Annotated in this window: 14 protein-coding genes; 8 read left to right on the forward strand and 6 right to left on the reverse strand. The window is 53.5% G+C overall.

Features of this window, described 5'->3' with window-relative positions; genetic code table 11:
• Window positions 1-77: 77 nt before the first annotated feature.
• Window positions 78-329, reverse strand: coding sequence for a glutaredoxin 3 (grxC, locus tag ID864_RS20880; protein WP_048914248.1), 252 nt, complete (start codon window positions 327-329; stop codon window positions 78-80).
• Between the two features lie 33 nt (window positions 330-362).
• The gene (locus ID864_RS20885) at window positions 363-794 is read right to left on the reverse strand and encodes a rhodanese-like domain-containing protein (RefSeq protein ID WP_048914247.1); all 432 of its coding nucleotides are present in this window, start codon (window positions 792-794) and stop codon (window positions 363-365) included.
• A gap of 305 nt (window positions 795-1,099) precedes the next feature.
• On the opposite strand from ID864_RS20885, the gene envC reads away from it, so the two are divergent.
• The gene (envC, locus tag ID864_RS20890; protein WP_048914246.1) at window positions 1,100-2,407 is read left to right on the forward strand and encodes a murein hydrolase activator EnvC; all 1,308 of its coding nucleotides are present in this window, start codon (window positions 1,100-1,102) and stop codon (window positions 2,405-2,407) included.
• A 2-nt stretch (window positions 2,408-2,409) separates the two neighbouring features.
• On the forward strand, window positions 2,410-3,315 hold the full coding sequence (locus ID864_RS20895; protein WP_048914245.1) for a divergent polysaccharide deacetylase family protein: 906 nt from the start codon (window positions 2,410-2,412) through the stop codon (window positions 3,313-3,315).
• Window positions 3,316-3,445: 130 nt separating this feature from the next.
• Here ID864_RS20895 and tdh read toward each other — a convergent pair whose 3' ends face one another.
• The gene (gene tdh, locus ID864_RS20900; protein ID WP_099754404.1) at window positions 3,446-4,474 is read right to left on the reverse strand and encodes an L-threonine 3-dehydrogenase; all 1,029 of its coding nucleotides are present in this window, start codon (window positions 4,472-4,474) and stop codon (window positions 3,446-3,448) included.
• Window positions 4,474-5,682, reverse strand: coding sequence for a glycine C-acetyltransferase (gene kbl, locus ID864_RS20905; RefSeq protein WP_048914244.1), 1,209 nt, complete (start codon window positions 5,680-5,682; stop codon window positions 4,474-4,476). The genes tdh and kbl overlap by 1 nt, the downstream gene beginning before the upstream one ends.
• 230 nt (window positions 5,683-5,912) lie before the next feature.
• Here kbl and rfaD point away from each other — a divergent pair, with 230 nt between their 5' ends.
• The 4 genes from rfaD to ID864_RS20925 are packed head-to-tail and all read left to right on the forward strand — an operon-like array spanning window position 5,913 to window position 9,978.
• Complete coding sequence (gene rfaD / locus ID864_RS20910) at window positions 5,913-6,845, forward strand: ADP-glyceromanno-heptose 6-epimerase (RefSeq protein ID WP_048914243.1); 933 nt, start codon at window positions 5,913-5,915, stop codon at window positions 6,843-6,845.
• 14 nt (window positions 6,846-6,859) lie between these two features.
• Window positions 6,860-7,906, forward strand: a complete 1,047-nt coding sequence (gene rfaF / locus ID864_RS20915; RefSeq protein ID WP_191150311.1) for an ADP-heptose--LPS heptosyltransferase RfaF — start codon at window positions 6,860-6,862, stop codon at window positions 7,904-7,906.
• Complete coding sequence (gene rfaC / locus ID864_RS20920; protein ID WP_048914241.1) at window positions 7,907-8,896, forward strand: lipopolysaccharide heptosyltransferase RfaC; 990 nt, start codon at window positions 7,907-7,909, stop codon at window positions 8,894-8,896.
• Window positions 8,897-8,901: 5 nt separating this feature from the next.
• Entirely contained in the window at window positions 8,902-9,978 is a 1,077-nt protein-coding gene (locus tag ID864_RS20925) for a glycosyltransferase family 9 protein (protein WP_062818046.1), read from the forward strand.
• A gap of 41 nt (window positions 9,979-10,019) precedes the next feature.
• On the opposite strand, the gene ID864_RS20930 is transcribed toward ID864_RS20925, so the two are convergent.
• Window positions 10,020-11,132 carry a glycosyltransferase family 9 protein gene (locus ID864_RS20930; protein WP_048914238.1) on the reverse strand — a complete coding sequence of 371 codons (1,113 nt, stop codon included), beginning with the start codon at window positions 11,130-11,132 and terminating at the stop codon, window positions 10,020-10,022.
• A gap of 70 nt (window positions 11,133-11,202) precedes the next feature.
• Window positions 11,203-12,162, reverse strand: coding sequence for a polysaccharide deacetylase family protein (locus ID864_RS20935; protein WP_191150312.1), 960 nt, complete (start codon window positions 12,160-12,162; stop codon window positions 11,203-11,205).
• A gap of 160 nt (window positions 12,163-12,322) precedes the next feature.
• On the opposite strand from ID864_RS20935, the gene rfaQ reads away from it, so the two are divergent.
• Complete coding sequence (rfaQ, locus tag ID864_RS20940) at window positions 12,323-13,396, forward strand: putative lipopolysaccharide heptosyltransferase III (protein ID WP_048914236.1); 1,074 nt, start codon at window positions 12,323-12,325, stop codon at window positions 13,394-13,396.
• The gene (locus ID864_RS20945; protein ID WP_048914235.1) at window positions 13,393-14,520 is read left to right on the forward strand and encodes a glycosyltransferase family 4 protein; all 1,128 of its coding nucleotides are present in this window, start codon (window positions 13,393-13,395) and stop codon (window positions 14,518-14,520) included. The genes rfaQ and ID864_RS20945 overlap by 4 nt, the downstream gene beginning before the upstream one ends.

The raw sequence follows: 14,520 nt of genomic DNA on the forward strand, positions 1-14,520 counted from the left end.
GTAATCCTATTGGTTAATAATCCGTTATTGAGCTGCAGCAATAGTCAGGCAATGTGCGCCAGATGCGCAGCCTTCCCTTATTTTAACAGCGGTTCAAGGCCATCACGACCGTCGAGTGCAAACAGGTCGTCACAGCCGCCGATGTGCTGTGCATCAATAAAAATCTGAGGCACCGTGGTCCGGCCGCTACGTTCAATCATCTTTTCACGCAGGTCAGCATTCCCGTCAATTGGAATTTCTTTGAAATTCACGCCTTTCTGGCTCAGTAGTGCTTTCGCCCGATGGCAGAAAGGACAGGTTGCTTTGGTGTAGATCTCAACGTTAGCCATGGTGGCCCTCCAGTAATCGTTATTGCGCGCGGTTTATTTGCCGCGCACCAGCGGCAGATTATCGCCGCTCCAGCCGGATACGCCTTCTTTCAGCACGTAAACCTGCTCATAGCCTGCAGCATTCAGCTGCGCCGCAGAATCGGATGCGGAGGTGCCGGTAGCACACACCACGATCAGCGGTTGGGCTTTATATTTTTCCAGCTCGCCGAAGCTACCTTTCTTGATATCTGCGGCCAGCACATTAATCGCATTAGAAATATGGCCCTTGCGGTAATCATCGCGCCCACGCACGTCCACTACCACGGCTTCTTCTTTGTTAATTAAACGGGTTGCTTCACCACGGCTAATTACTTTTACCTTGGAGAACATGCCCTTAACGGTGGTCACGATCACCAAAACCAGCAGAACAACCCACGCCAGAGCTAAAATGGTGTGATTGCCTGCGAACTGCATAATATCTTGCATGAGGGGTAACAACTCCCGAAAGGGTTAATAAGCTAAAACAAGGCTTCTGAGTATACCTGCCAGGAGTGCCATGTACAGTCGCGTAGAGCCTCAGAGTGATGTTTTCTGCGACAGATTACAAAAAAAAGTTGCCTTAAGTGAAAGCAGCTATCCTGTGATGGCGACGCTGCGTTCTTAAGCGGCGAATTGTTGTGCAATCGGGGCTTTTTGTGGCATCGGATCTGGCGGAAATGTTACCGTCAGTAATAGAAAACCAGCGCGAGATGGCTGGTAAGCTGCTGTTCATCGTGGAATAATCCGGGGCTATGAGGGAAAAAGCGACAGTGTTACATTCATGGACCCCGCGTAAACAGCAGGCTGCTGCCCTGCCACTGCGCGTAAGCATGTCCAATCTGGCAGTCGGGGTACTCTGTACCAGCGCCCTGCTGTTCTCTTTTTCCGCTCTCGCGGCAGAAGACAACAAGTCTCAGCTGCAAAGTATTCAACAGGATATCGCGGCAAAAGAGAAAAGCGTCAGGCTGCAAAAGCAGCAGCGCAGTCAGCTCCTTGACCAGCTGCAGAGCCAGGAGAAGGTCATTGCCCAGGCTAGCCGCCAGCTGCGCGACACGCAGAGCAGCCTCACCACGCTGAATAAAGAGATTTCCGCGCTTAACGCCTCCATTACTCAACTCCAGCAGCAGCAGACCCAGCAGGAATCAATTCTGGCTGAGCAGCTGGATGCCGCTTTCCGCCAGGGTCAGCACAGCGGGCTGCAGCTGATCCTCAGCAATGAAGAGAGCCAGCGCAGCGAACGTATGCTGGCCTATTTCGGCTACCTCAATGAGGCGCGCCAGAAATCGATTGAAGACCTCAAGCAAACGCGCAGCGATCTCTCTGCGCAGAAAGCCAGCCTGGTGGATAAGCAGGCCCAGCAGAAGTCGCTATTAGCACAGCAGCAGTCGCAGCAGGCGAAGCTGGAAAGCGCTCGCCAGGCGCGCAAGAAAACCATCACCACGCTCGAATCCTCGCTGGAGAAAGATCAGGCCCAGCTGGTTGAGCTGCGTCAGAACGAAAGCCGCCTGCAGGATAAAATCGCCAGGGCCGAACGTGAAGCTAAGGCGCGGGCGGAACGTGAAGCGCGCGAGGCTGAAAAAGTTCGCCAGCGTGAGGCGCAGGCGAAGAGCAAAGGCACCACCTACAAACCGACCGACAGCGAGCGGTCGCTGATGTCGCGCACCGGCGGCCTTGGTCGGCCGGGCGGTCAGATGGTCTGGCCGATTCGTGGCAGCATTGAACACCGCTTCGGTGAGCAGCTGCAGGGAGAACTGCGCTGGAAAGGACTGGTCATCGACGCACCGGAAGGCACCGAAGTTAAAGCGATTGCCGATGGCCGCGTGCTGATGGCCGACTGGCTGCAGGGCTACGGCCTGGTGGTCGTGGTCGAGCACGGCAAAGGCGATATGAGTCTGTATGGTTATAACCAGAGTGCGCTGGTGAGCGTAGGTACCCAGGTCCGTGCAGGACAGCCTATCGCGCTGGTCGGCACCAGCGGTGGGCGCGGCACGCCGTCACTCTACTTTGAAATCCGCCGTCAGGGACAGGCAGTCAATCCACTACCGTGGTTAGGAAGATAGTTTTGTTTCAATACCGAAAACTCAGCGGTCTGCTGGTCGCCATCATGATGGTCAGCCCGGCGTACGCCGGTAAGCTTTCGATTGTCATTGACGATTTCGGCTATCGCCCGGCGCAGGAAAATCAGGTACTACAGATGCCTGCAGCCATCTCCGTTGCGGTGCTGCCCAATGCCCCGCACGCCCGTGAGATGGCGACCAAAGCCCACCAGCGCGGCCACGAGGTGCTGATCCACCTGCCGATGGCCCCCCTTAGCAAACAGCCGCTGGAAAAAGACACGCTGCGCCCGGACATGTCGAGCGAGGAGATTACGCGCATCGTGCGTGAGGCCGTCGCCGACGTACCGTTTGCCGTTGGGCTAAACAATCATATGGGTAGCGCGATGACCTCCAGCCTGCCGGGAATGCAGAAAGTGATGCAGGTGCTCGATCGCTACAATTTCTACTTCCTTGACAGCATGACCATCGGCAACAGCCAGTCAACCCGCGCCGCCGCAGGCACCAGCGTGAAGGTGATCAAGCGCCGCGTATTCCTTGACGATACGCAGAATGAGGCCGATATCCGCCAGCAGTTTACCCGAGCAGTACGCCTGGCGCAGCGCGATGGCTCCGCGATCGCCATTGGCCACCCGCATCCGACCACGGTGCGCGTGCTGCAGCAGATGCTGCCGACGCTGCCCGCCGATATTACCCTGGTGCGTCCAAGCCAGCTGCTAAACGAGCCGCAGCGCGGCAGCAATCGCCCGCTGCCGGCAGAAAAACCGCAGCCGCGTAATCCGTTCCGCGGCGCAGAAGTGTGCAAGGTGACGGTTAAACCCGTGCCGGCCACGCGAGCGCTGAGCGTGATCGCTGACAGCATCAGCAACAGCCCGCTGGTGCAGAGCCTGAAGAAAAACCTTTTCGGGAAATAGCCGCTGTAAAGGCCGACCTTTTTTCAGTCAGACCCACCCTGGCTGACCGAAAAAGAGGGTCAGCCCCTACAACTCACTGATATGCATAATAAGGTAGAGGTCGACCGCTTTCGGGTCGACCCTGTCTGAATTAGCTCCAGTCGAGGATCACTTTCCCTGAATGCCCGGAGCGCATCTCATCAAAGCCCTGCTGGAAGGCAGCAATCGGATAGCGGTGGGTGATCACCGGGGTCAGATCCAGCCCGGACTGCAGCAGTGCGGCCATTTTATACCAGGTTTCAAACATCTCCCGGCCATAGATCCCTTTGATAAACAGCCCTTTGAAAATCACCTGATTCCAGTCGATCGCCATTGAGGCAGGGGGGATACCGAGCATAGCGATGCGCCCGCCGTGGTTCATCACGTCGAGCATGGCGCGAAACCCGTCCGGTACGCCGGACATCTCCAGCCCGACGTCAAACCCTTCCGTCATGCCGAGTTCCGCCATCACCTGCGGCAGATTTTCATGGCTGACATTCACCGCCCGCGTGACGCCCATCTTGCGCGCCAGATCCAGCCGATACTGGTTAACGTCGGTGATCACCACGTGCCGGGCGCCAACGTGACGACAGATAGCCGCCGCCATTATCCCGATCGGCCCGGCACCGGTGATCAGCACATCTTCGCCGACCAGATCAAAGGAGAGCGCGGTATGCACCGCATTCCCAAACGGGTCAAAAATCGCCGCCAGATCGTCAGGAATGTTATCGGGGATTTTGAAGGCGTTCACCGCCGGGATGACCAGATATTCGGCAAAGCAGCCCTGTCGGTTGACGCCGACGCCAATCGCATTGCGGCACAGATGCGTGCGGCCACCGCGACAGTTGCGGCAGTGCCCGCAGGTGATATGCCCTTCACCGGACACGCGGTCGCCAATGCGAAAGCCAGCTACTTCCTGGCCCAGCGCAACAATTTCTCCAACATATTCATGGCCCGTGATCATCGGCACCGGAATAGTCTTCTGCGACCACTCATCCCAGTTGTAGATATGCACGTCGGTGCCGCAAATCGCCGTTTTGCGGATTTTAATCAGCACGTCGTTATGGCCCGGCTCCGGGATTGCCGCATCCTCAATCATCCAGATCCCCGGCTCAGCGTGCAGCTTGGCTAAGGCCTTCATCATGCCTCCCGCAGGGCAATCACGCCCAGTTCCTGGCCCACCTTCACAAAGGCCGCTACGGCACGTTCCAGCTGCGCCTGACTGTGCGCGGCGGAGATCTGGGTGCGAATACGCGCCTCTCCTTTTGGCACCACCGGATAAAAGAAGCCGGTAACGTAAATCCCTTCATGCTGCAGGCGGCTGGCAAACTCCTGCGCCAGCCGCGCTTCGCCCAGCATCACCGGGATAATGGCATGATCGGCCCCGGCCAGGGTAAAGCCCGCCGCGCTCATCGCACTGCGGAAATAGCGCACGTTGTCCCACAGGCGCTGGCGCAAGCCCTGCCCGTCCGCCAGCATATTCAGCACCTGAATCGAGGCCGCAACAATTGAGGGCGCCAGCGAGTTAGAGAACAGGTAAGGCCGCGAGCGCTGGCGCAGCCACTCCACCACCTCTTTTTTAGCCGCCGTGTAGCCACCTGAGGCGCCCCCAAGCGCTTTACCCAGGGTGCCGGTGATAATATCTACCCGCCCCATTACGTCGCAGTGTTCATGGCTGCCGCGCCCCTGCTCGCCGACAAAGCCGACGGCATGCGAGTCGTCTACCATTACCAGCGCCTTGTAGTGTTCCGCCAGGTCACAGACGCCGCGCAGGTTGGCGATCGCGCCATCCATGGAGAATACCCCGTCGGTGGCGATCAAAATATGGCGCGCTCCGGCCGCCTGCGCCTGCTGCAGGCGCGCTTCCAGCTCCGCCATGTCGTTGTTGGCATAGCGGTAGCGCTGCGCTTTACACAGGCGGATGCCATCAATGATCGAAGCGTGATTCAACGCATCGGAAATCACCGCATCCTGCTCGCTTAACAGCGTCTCAAACAGCCCACCGTTGGCGTCAAAGCAGGAGGAGTAGAGGATGGCATCTTCCATGCCGAGAAACGCCGCCAGCTGCTGCTCCAGCTGACGATGGCTGTCCTGCGTACCGCAGATAAAACGCACCGAGGCCATGCCAAAACCGTGGGTATCCATGCCTGTTTTCGCCGCGGCGATTAAGGCGGGATGATTCGCCAGGCCAAGATAGTTATTGGCACAGAAGTTCAGCAGCCTGCTGCCGTCCGCCAGCACGATCTCCGCCTGCTGCTCGCTGATAATCTGCCGCTCACGCTTGAACAACCCTTCCTGTTCAGCGCGGGCCAACTCTCCTTTAAGCTGTTGATAGAATTCCTGACTCACCTTTATCCTCCAGAAATCATTTTTTGCGATACAGATTACTGAAAGTGAAGCACAGGCTTGAACAACCACGCGGGGGAATGTGAATTTTGCAGCATAACTCACGGAAAATAACGCTGAGCAGCGGGGGTTACGGACTCCTCTGGCTGTCGAGGGCGCAATGAGATGTTATGATAAGAGCCATTAGCGTGTGAAACCTCCTGTTTCACCCCACTGTATTAGGGTTAAAGCTCATGATTATCGTTACCGGCGGCGCTGGATTTATTGGCAGCAACATCATTAAAGCGCTGAATGATAAGGGTCACACCGACATTCTGGTGGTCGACAATCTGAAAGACGGCACTAAATTCGCCAACCTGACGGATCTCAATATTGCCGACTACATGGATAAGGAAGATTTTCTGATTTCACTGCTCGCCGATGAAGACTTCGGTGATGTGGAAGCCATTTTCCATGAAGGCGCCTGCTCTTCCACCACCGAGTGGGATGGCAAATACATGATGGATAACAATTACCAGTACTCGAAAGAGCTGCTGCACTGGTGCCTGGAGCATCAGGTTCCATTCCTGTACGCCTCTTCCGCCGCCACTTACGGCGGCCGCAACGCTGACTTTATCGAAGAGCGCCAGTATGAAGAGCCGCTGAACGTCTACGGCTACTCGAAAATGTTGTTCGACCACTACGTGCGTAACATCCTGCCGGAGGCGCAGTCTCAGGTGTGCGGATTCCGCTACTTCAACGTGTACGGGCCGCGTGAAGGCCATAAAGGCAGCATGGCGAGCGTCGCCTTCCACCTCAATACCCAGCTGAACAACGGCGAGAACCCGAAGCTGTTTGAAGGCAGCGACGGCTTTAAGCGCGACTTCATCTACGTGGAAGACGTGGCCTCCGTAAACCTGTGGTTCTGGGAAAATGGGGTCTCCGGCATCTTTAACTGCGGTACCGGCCGCGCCGAATCTTTCCAGGAAGTGGCCGATGCCGCCCTGAAATATCATCAGAACGGTGAAATCGAATACATTCCATTCCCGGAAAAACTGAAAGGCCGCTACCAGGCGTTTACCCTGGCGGATCAGACCAAACTGCGTGCGGCAGGCTATGACAAGCCGTTTAAAACCGTCGCCGAAGGCGTGGCAGAGTATATGGCCTGGCTGAACCGTAACGCGTAAGAGGCCTTCCGGCGATGAAAATTCTGGTAATCGGCCCGTCATGGGTCGGCGATATGATGATGTCGCAAAGTCTCTATCGCACCCTGAAGGCCGAAAATCCTGACGCCGTAATCGATGTGATGGCACCCGCGTGGTGCCGTCCTCTGCTATCACGCATGCCGGAAGTGAACGAGGCGCTGTCCATGCCGCTCGGCCACGGCGCGCTGGAAATTGGCGAGCGCCGTCGTCTGGGCAAGTCGCTGCGTGCCGCCGGCTATGAGCGTGCTTACGTACTGCCAAACTCATTTAAATCTGCGCTGGTGCCCTTCTTCGCCGCCATCCCCCGCCGTACCGGCTGGCGCGGCGAGATGCGTTACGGGCTGCTGAATGATGTCCGCGTGCTGGATAAAGCGGCTTTTCCGCTGATGGTGCAGCGCTATGTCGCGCTTGGCTATGACAAGGCGCGTATTCAGCGCGCGCAAGATCTACCGCAGCCGCTGCTGTGGCCTAAGCTGGCGGTAGGGGAAGATGAGAAGCAGGCGACCGTTGCCGCATTCAGCCTTAACCCGCAGCGCCCGATCGTTGGTTTTTGCCCCGGCGCTGAGTTCGGTCCGGCTAAACGCTGGCCACACTACCACTACGCCACGCTAGCGCAGCGCCTGATCGATCAGGGCTACCAGGTGGTGCTGTTTGGTTCGGCGAAAGACGCTGAGACCGGCGAAGCGATCCTCGCCTCGCTGGCTGAAGAGTCACGCCAGCACTGCTGTAATCTGGCCGGGAAAACCCAGCTGGAACAGGCAGTCATTCTGCTGGCTGCCTGCCATGCCGTGATCAGCAATGACTCGGGGCTGATGCACATCGCCGCCGCGCTCGACCGCCCGCTAATCGCGCTGTATGGCCCAAGCAGCCCGGATTTCACCCCACCACTTTCCAATAAAGCACGCGTGATCCGCCTGATTACGGGCTACCATAAAGTGCGTAAAGGTGATGCCGCCGAAGGCTATCACCAGAGCCTGATTGATATTACTCCAGAACGCGTCCTGACCGAGCTGGAAACGCTTTGCCCCCGGCCTGGAGTCTGAATGCGGGTTCTGATAATTAAAACCTCCTCCATGGGGGATGTGCTTCACTCTTTGCCGGCGTTAACTGACGCCATGCACGCCATTCCCGGTATTCGCTTTGACTGGGTGGTGGAAGAGGGCTTTGCCCAGATCCCTTCCTGGCACCCGGCGGTCGACCGCGTGTTACCTGTTGCCATCCGCCGCTGGCGTAAGCACTGGTTCGGTAGCCAGGTGCGTGAAGAGCGGGTCGCATTCAAACGCGAACTGCAGTCGCGGGAATATGACGCGGTGATTGACGCCCAGGGGCTGATTAAAAGCGCCGCGCTGGTGACGCGCCTGGCGAAAGGTATTAAACACGGCGCAGACAGAAATAGCGCACGCGAGCCATTTGCCAGCTGGTGGTACGATAAGCGTTACGAAATCAGTAAGCAGCAGCACGCGGTGCAGCGTACCCGCGAACTGTTCGCCAAAAGTCTTGGTTACGACCTGCCCACCACTACCGGTGACTACGCCATTGCCCAGCACTTCACCGCTGAACTGCCCGCTGATGCCAACCAGTACCTGGTGTTTTTACACGCCACCACGCGCGATAATAAGCACTGGCCGGAAAGCCACTGGCGTGAGCTGATCGGATTGATGCAGCCTTCAGGCCTAAAGATTAAATTGCCTTGGGGTGCCGAGCATGAGCATCAGCGCGCACTCAGGCTGGCCGAGGGCTTCGACTTTGTTGAGGTCCTGCCTAAGCTGACGCTGGAACAGGTTGCCCGCACGCTGGCTGGTGCGCGTGCGGTGGTATCGGTTGATACCGGCCTTAGCCACTTGACCGCCGCCCTCGATCGGCCGAATATTACCCTTTATGGCCCGACGGACCCGGGGTTGATTGGCGGTTATGGCAAGAATCAGTATGTACTGCTGGCTGCAGATAAAAATATTTCCACGATCGAACCCGCAATAGTTTTTAAAGAACTGCAGAATATTCCTAATATTTTTTCTGTTACAGATAGTTGGTAGAAAAGATGAGTAAGAAAAAATTTTCTAAATTACGTGAATGGAATCGTCGTAAAAATTATTTCTTCAAATCCTTACGGATGGATATAGCACGAATTTTACACGATCATAAAAAACCAAGGCATTTTGACCTGGCTTCTGTAAAACAAGTACTCTTTTTACGAGATGATGATAAAATAGGCGACATGGTTGTCTCAACTTCTTTATTTCGTGAGTTTGGGAAGGCAGGCTTCAAGATTGATGTACTGGCTGGAAAAAATAACGCCAGTGTCATTGAGCACAATCCTTATATCCGTCGAATTGTCGTCGCTCCCGGGGATCAAAATGATAGTATTTCCCTGGCAAAGAAATTAGCCCGCCACCAGTATGATTTGGTAGTTGATATGGGAGATAAAATATCTCCGGCAAGACTTCGTTTTATTAAATCAATCAATTCAAAGAACGTCATTGGATTTAATAAATCAAAATATAACATTTATAATAAATCACTCGATTACTTGGGTTACGACACGCACATTACTGCCCGATACTCTTTATTATTAGATACCATGCAGTTTAAAGACTTTAGTACTGACTATGACTTACACTGCCCTGATGAGATTAAAAATTCTGTAGGTTTATTTTTCGATAACCTCCCTGGATCCCTGAAAATAGTGATCAATCCTTTCGCAGCCGATACGCGACGCGATTTATCTATTTCTCAACTGGAAGAACTAGTAAGTAGAATAAAAGAAAAATGGTCAGGGGCAGAAATAATTATTATTGGAATGATGTCACGTATTAGCTGCCTGGCGATCCCTGAGACACATACAAACCCGTTCAACTCCCTAAGTAGCGCAATTGAAATAATTCGACGTGCCGATTTAGTCATTAGCCCGGACACCTCAATCGTGCATATAGCAACAGCTTGGAAAAAACGTTTGGTGTGTTTGTATGGTAATGATGTACATGGAGAGTTTATTAATAGCGCGGTGTGGGGCCCGGGAAACACTCATGCTGTGCAGCTCTTCACAAAAGATAAGGATCATCCAATATCGAGCATCGCAGTTAACGACATAATGTCAGCTATCGAAAAGTTGATTTAAAGATCAAGCTCCAGCTTATGGGGCTTGATCTTTATCGTTAATTAGTTACTCTTTTCCGTTGAACCAGAGATAGTCCTCAAACGAGGAATAATCTTACTTAAAACCATATCAGGTTTAATCAGTGACATTGGGGATGAGTAAATCTGGCTACTCTTGTGACGAGCTACATAAATAACATCATGCAAATGCTTATCCTGCAAGGGACCCGTCGCATAAGGATTAGCAGTAACAAACAGACTTACTGTGGCTGTTTTTGCCGCAATAGCAATATGCAGAGGACCCGTATCCCCTGTAAGCAGCACAGAGAACCGACTAATCATATCCGTCAATTGTTTAAGACCCGTTTTACCGACATGGTCCGTAACCCGATAATGATAAGCAGGATCGATATGCTGCCAGAACGATTTTACCAGCCCCTTCTCTTCTGGCCCGCCAATTAGCGAAATATGTAAAGCAGGAAAGGAGCTTAGTAAGGCTTCAGCGACTTTGGCAAAATTCTCTGGTGGCCAACAACGTTCGGGTTTTGATGCGCCCATCTGAAAACCAACGGTAAGTACAACCGAGGAGCGAGTCTTTGGTATTGCCATTGGCAGTTTCATCTGGAAGTTGCTTATTTCGCAGCCCAGAGGCTCAACCAGCGCAAGTTTGCGCTGTATGATATGACCAACAAATCCAATTGTGTAATCAGTTAACCAGCGATCACGTGGTTCAAAATCATCATAGTAGTTATCGCGAATAACATACTGAGCCCCCGCCAAAATTGCGCTGAGATAATCATAGGGTTCATGGGAATGCAGCAGAAGAGCCAGGTCAGGTTTATCCTTCTCGCTCTTCAATCCTCGAATCATCGCCCCCATGGTAGAATACTTATTATTCCACCATACTACCCTATCCCAGTCCTCACCGTCCTGTAAAAACTCACGAAACTTTTCATGTGCAACGAGCGTTATTCGTGCTGAAGGATAACGTTTTCTGACTGCACGAATTGCCGGGGAGTTGAAGAGAAAATCGCCCAAGGCGGTGGTTGAATAAATGACGATATTTTTAAATTCATGACTTTTGTCAATGGATTGATTTACTTGAAGCCGTCGGTTAAAACGCGTATAGCCTGATAAAAATAGGCTAATCGCCTTTTTCTTCCATTGCTTACTCATCACAATTTCTCAAATTAAGGTTCAGTTAAACAGCCGTTCATCAGCATATAAAGTTACAGGATATTACATCCTACAAGCGCAGTTTTTCTTGATAATACTCTGACAAGGTCTGCCCGACAGTTCTTGATTGCAGCCATTCAAATAGCGCCTCAAGATCATCATACAATGTCTCAATATGTTCGTTCGTCTTAAACGTCGGACTACCACCCGGCATAAACTCTGAGGAGTGCAGCATAAACTCAACATAATCGCTGCCGTCAGCCAGCGTTTTCTCAGCGACATCAATCATCTGTGCAACATTGCCCCCCATCGGGCGCAGCCAGTGAACCGACGGGCTACGCTGCTTGCCACGCAGGCGATCGTAACCCTGCTTGACGACGTTCATTAAGGACGAATGCTTATAGCGGATGCTCATCGGCACTTCCAGCAAGGGCGACTGCCCCGCTTTTGCTATGTCATGTTCGTCGATAAAATAGGCGCAGTCGGGGAAATGCTGATAGTTAGTCCCACCTTGACCTTTTGGGTCCCCCGGAGAAAATGCCCAGTTCACGCGTGGGGTAACAGAGCAGTCAACCTGATAACCAAGCTCAATCAGCAGCTGAGCATAATACTCATTGAATGCCCAGCGGCCGGCACGATGGCTGCGCATCTTGACCTGCAAAGTATCCTCAAGCAGCTGAGTCATATAGCTAACCTTTTCTCTGATAACCTTTGCAGGATACTCAATCAGATAGGGCTTGTTCCGCCAGTCATCTCCGGTAAGGTCGTGTAGCGGAGGGCTGTTCCATGCATGCAGATGCATCCCGATTTCACCACTGTTGCGGGCAATCACATCGCGCGCGAATTCGACATAGGCGGGATCAACCGCCATTTCATAGTTGGTCAGCCATGTGGGTTTAAAGGAATACTTCTCGCAAAGCTGCTGGAATCGAGGCAGAAAAAGGGTGTTTTCCGTTGTGATACGGTCATGGTTTTGCCAAAGGTTATCGCCTTCGGTATCGATGGTGATGATAAACGCGGGCTTAGCCATTTTCCTTCCTGCAGTGAGATTTATCTGCCCGTTATGTTACGTAGCCAGCGGCAATTGCGCAAAGTTATTCTCCCCCCAGACAGCCAGGTGGCTATGATGCTAGCCACGTCCCAGCCACTGCTTTAGAATCAGCAACTGGTTTACTAAACAGTGATCGAGTATGACAAATCAGGACCTGCCGCTTTCATCCCACCCTGTTGCCCGCATTCTGGTGATCAAGTTTCGTCACCATGGCGATATGCTTTTAACCACTCCGGTTATCCGCTCGCTGAAAGCAGCCTGGCCCGATGCCACTGTGGACGTACTGCTATATGAAGAAACCCGCGCCATGCTTACGCATCATCCTGATATTCATCAGGTCTATGCAATAGACCGTACGTGGAAAAAACAGGGCATTCGCTTTCAGGTCAGCCAGGAGTGGCAGCTGTTGAAAACGCTGAGAAAGCAGCGTTACGATCTGGTGGTGAATCTTGCTGACCAGTGGCGCAGTGCATTGATTACACGCTTTACCGGTGCCCCGGTGCGGCTTGGTTTTGATTTTCCAAAACGTCAGGGCGCGCTATGGCGCCGCTGTCATTCGCATTTAGTCCCAACAGAGACACATAATACTCTGCATACCGTAGAACAGAATCTGTCGCTACTTGCCCCGTTAAAATTGCCCTCCACCGACACTACCGTTGGTATGTATTACGCCGAAAGCGATCGCCTTAAAGTGCGCGAGCAGATCAATGGCGCAACGAAATATATCGTGGTACAGCCTACTTCGCGCTGGTTTTTCAAATGCTGGAGCGAGGAGAAAATGGCCGCCGTTATCCAGTCATTGCAGAATGATGGCCATACTATTGTGCTGACTTCCGGACCCGATAAAAAAGAGCTGGCGATGGTCAGTCAGATTGAGGGCCTACTCTCATCACGGCAGAATGTTATCTCCCTGGCCGGTCAGCTGACGCTAAACCAACTGGCGGCGCTGATAGATGAGGCCGGGCTATTTATTGGTGTGGATTCCGTACCCATGCACATGGCCGCCGCATTGCAAACCCCCTGTATCGCGCTTTTTGGCCCGTCAAAGTTAGTCTTCTGGCGGCCATGGCAGGTAAACGGTGAGGTAATCTGGGCTGGCGACTTTGCTCCCCTACCCGATCCAGATGCTGTCGATACCAAAACCGCAGAACGTTTCCTGGATGCCATTCCAGTGGAAACTGTGCTCAGTGCAGCGAGGAAATTACTGGCATGAAACCGATTCGGCTGGCCATTGTTCGCCAGAAATACCGCCCGGATGGCGGAGCGGAGCGCTTTATCTCTCGCGCACTTGAGGCGCTGGATAATCAGGCGATGGATCTCAATGTCATCACCCGTCAGTGGCAGGGCGAACGCCAGGCTAACTGGCATCTGCATATTTGCGATCCGTTTAAATGGGGCCGCATCAGTCGCGAGCGTGGCTTTGCCGATGCTGCCAGAAAAATCTGGCAGCGTGAGAAATTCGATATCGTGCAGAGCCACGAGCGCATTGCCGGTTGTGATATTTATCGTGCCGGAGATGGTGTTCATCAGCGCTGGCTGGAACAACGTTCGCTTATCCTTCCTGCATGGCGTCAGAAGCTGCTGATGAGTAATCGTTATCACCGCTACGTGATGCATGCCGAACGCGAGATGTATCAGGCAAAGGAGCTTAAGGCCGTTATTTGCAACGCGCAAATGGTGAAAGACGAAATCATTGAGCGTTTTGGCGTTGCTGGCGACAAGATCCATGTTATCTACAATGCCATCAGCACTACCCAGTTTGTTCCAGTCAGCGAAGTGGAACGCAGTAAGCTGCGTGCCAAACTGGGTCTTCCTCTTAATGCCACCATTCTGATCTATGTCGGTTCTGGCTTTGAACGTAAGGGGCTGGCCGCCGCCATCAGAGCGGTCGCTGGCACCAACCGCTATCTGGTGGTGGTTGGCAAAGATAAGGCGGAAAAACAGTATCAGTCACTGGCCAGCGAACTGGGCTGCAGCGAACGGATTATCTTTGCGGGTATGCAACAGGATACGCGCCCATGGTATCAGGCCGCTGACGGTTTATTACTGCCAACGCTCTATGACCCCTTCCCCAATGTCATTCTGGAAGCCATGGCCTGTGGATTACCCGTGATCACCTCGACCACCTGTGGTGGCAGCGAGTTTATTGAGCAAGGGAAAAATGGCTATGTCTGCGATGCGCTGGACATTTCCGCGCTGCGTGATGCAGTGATGTCACTCCCCGACCACGCCGTTGGCAGCGAGATGGCAAATCATGCCCGAGCGCGCGTGATGGGTTCATCCCCTCAGCGCCTGTCGCAGCAGCTGGTTGCTCTTTATCAACACATTCTGGATTAA

The organism is Erwinia aphidicola (assembly GCF_014773485.1).
In the GTDB taxonomy this organism is placed as follows: Bacteria; Pseudomonadota; Gammaproteobacteria; order Enterobacterales; family Enterobacteriaceae; genus Erwinia; species Erwinia aphidicola.

Excerpts from the sequence above, each read along its gene's own strand:
- ID864_RS20930 (WP_048914238.1), bottom strand. The coding sequence starts at position 11,132 with ATGAGTAAGCAATGGAAGAAAAAGGCGATTAGCCTATTTTTATCAGGC.
- rfaQ (WP_048914236.1), top strand. The coding sequence starts at position 12,323 with ATGACAAATCAGGACCTGCCGCTTTCATCCCACCCTGTTGCCCGCATT.
- rfaC (WP_048914241.1), top strand. The coding sequence starts at position 7,907 with ATGCGGGTTCTGATAATTAAAACCTCCTCCATGGGGGATGTGCTTCAC.
- ID864_RS20945 (WP_048914235.1), top strand. The coding sequence starts at position 13,393 with ATGAAACCGATTCGGCTGGCCATTGTTCGCCAGAAATACCGCCCGGAT.
- ID864_RS20885 (WP_048914247.1), bottom strand. The coding sequence starts at position 794 with ATGCAAGATATTATGCAGTTCGCAGGCAATCACACCATTTTAGCTCTG.
- tdh (WP_099754404.1), bottom strand. The coding sequence starts at position 4,474 with ATGAAGGCCTTAGCCAAGCTGCACGCTGAGCCGGGGATCTGGATGATT.
- envC (WP_048914246.1), top strand. The coding sequence starts at position 1,100 with ATGAGGGAAAAAGCGACAGTGTTACATTCATGGACCCCGCGTAAACAG.
- rfaD (WP_048914243.1), top strand. The coding sequence starts at position 5,913 with ATGATTATCGTTACCGGCGGCGCTGGATTTATTGGCAGCAACATCATT.
- ID864_RS20935 (WP_191150312.1), bottom strand. The coding sequence starts at position 12,162 with ATGGCTAAGCCCGCGTTTATCATCACCATCGATACCGAAGGCGATAAC.
- rfaF (WP_191150311.1), top strand. The coding sequence starts at position 6,860 with ATGAAAATTCTGGTAATCGGCCCGTCATGGGTCGGCGATATGATGATG.
- ID864_RS20925 (WP_062818046.1), top strand. The coding sequence starts at position 8,902 with ATGAGTAAGAAAAAATTTTCTAAATTACGTGAATGGAATCGTCGTAAA.
- grxC (WP_048914248.1), bottom strand. The coding sequence starts at position 329 with ATGGCTAACGTTGAGATCTACACCAAAGCAACCTGTCCTTTCTGCCAT.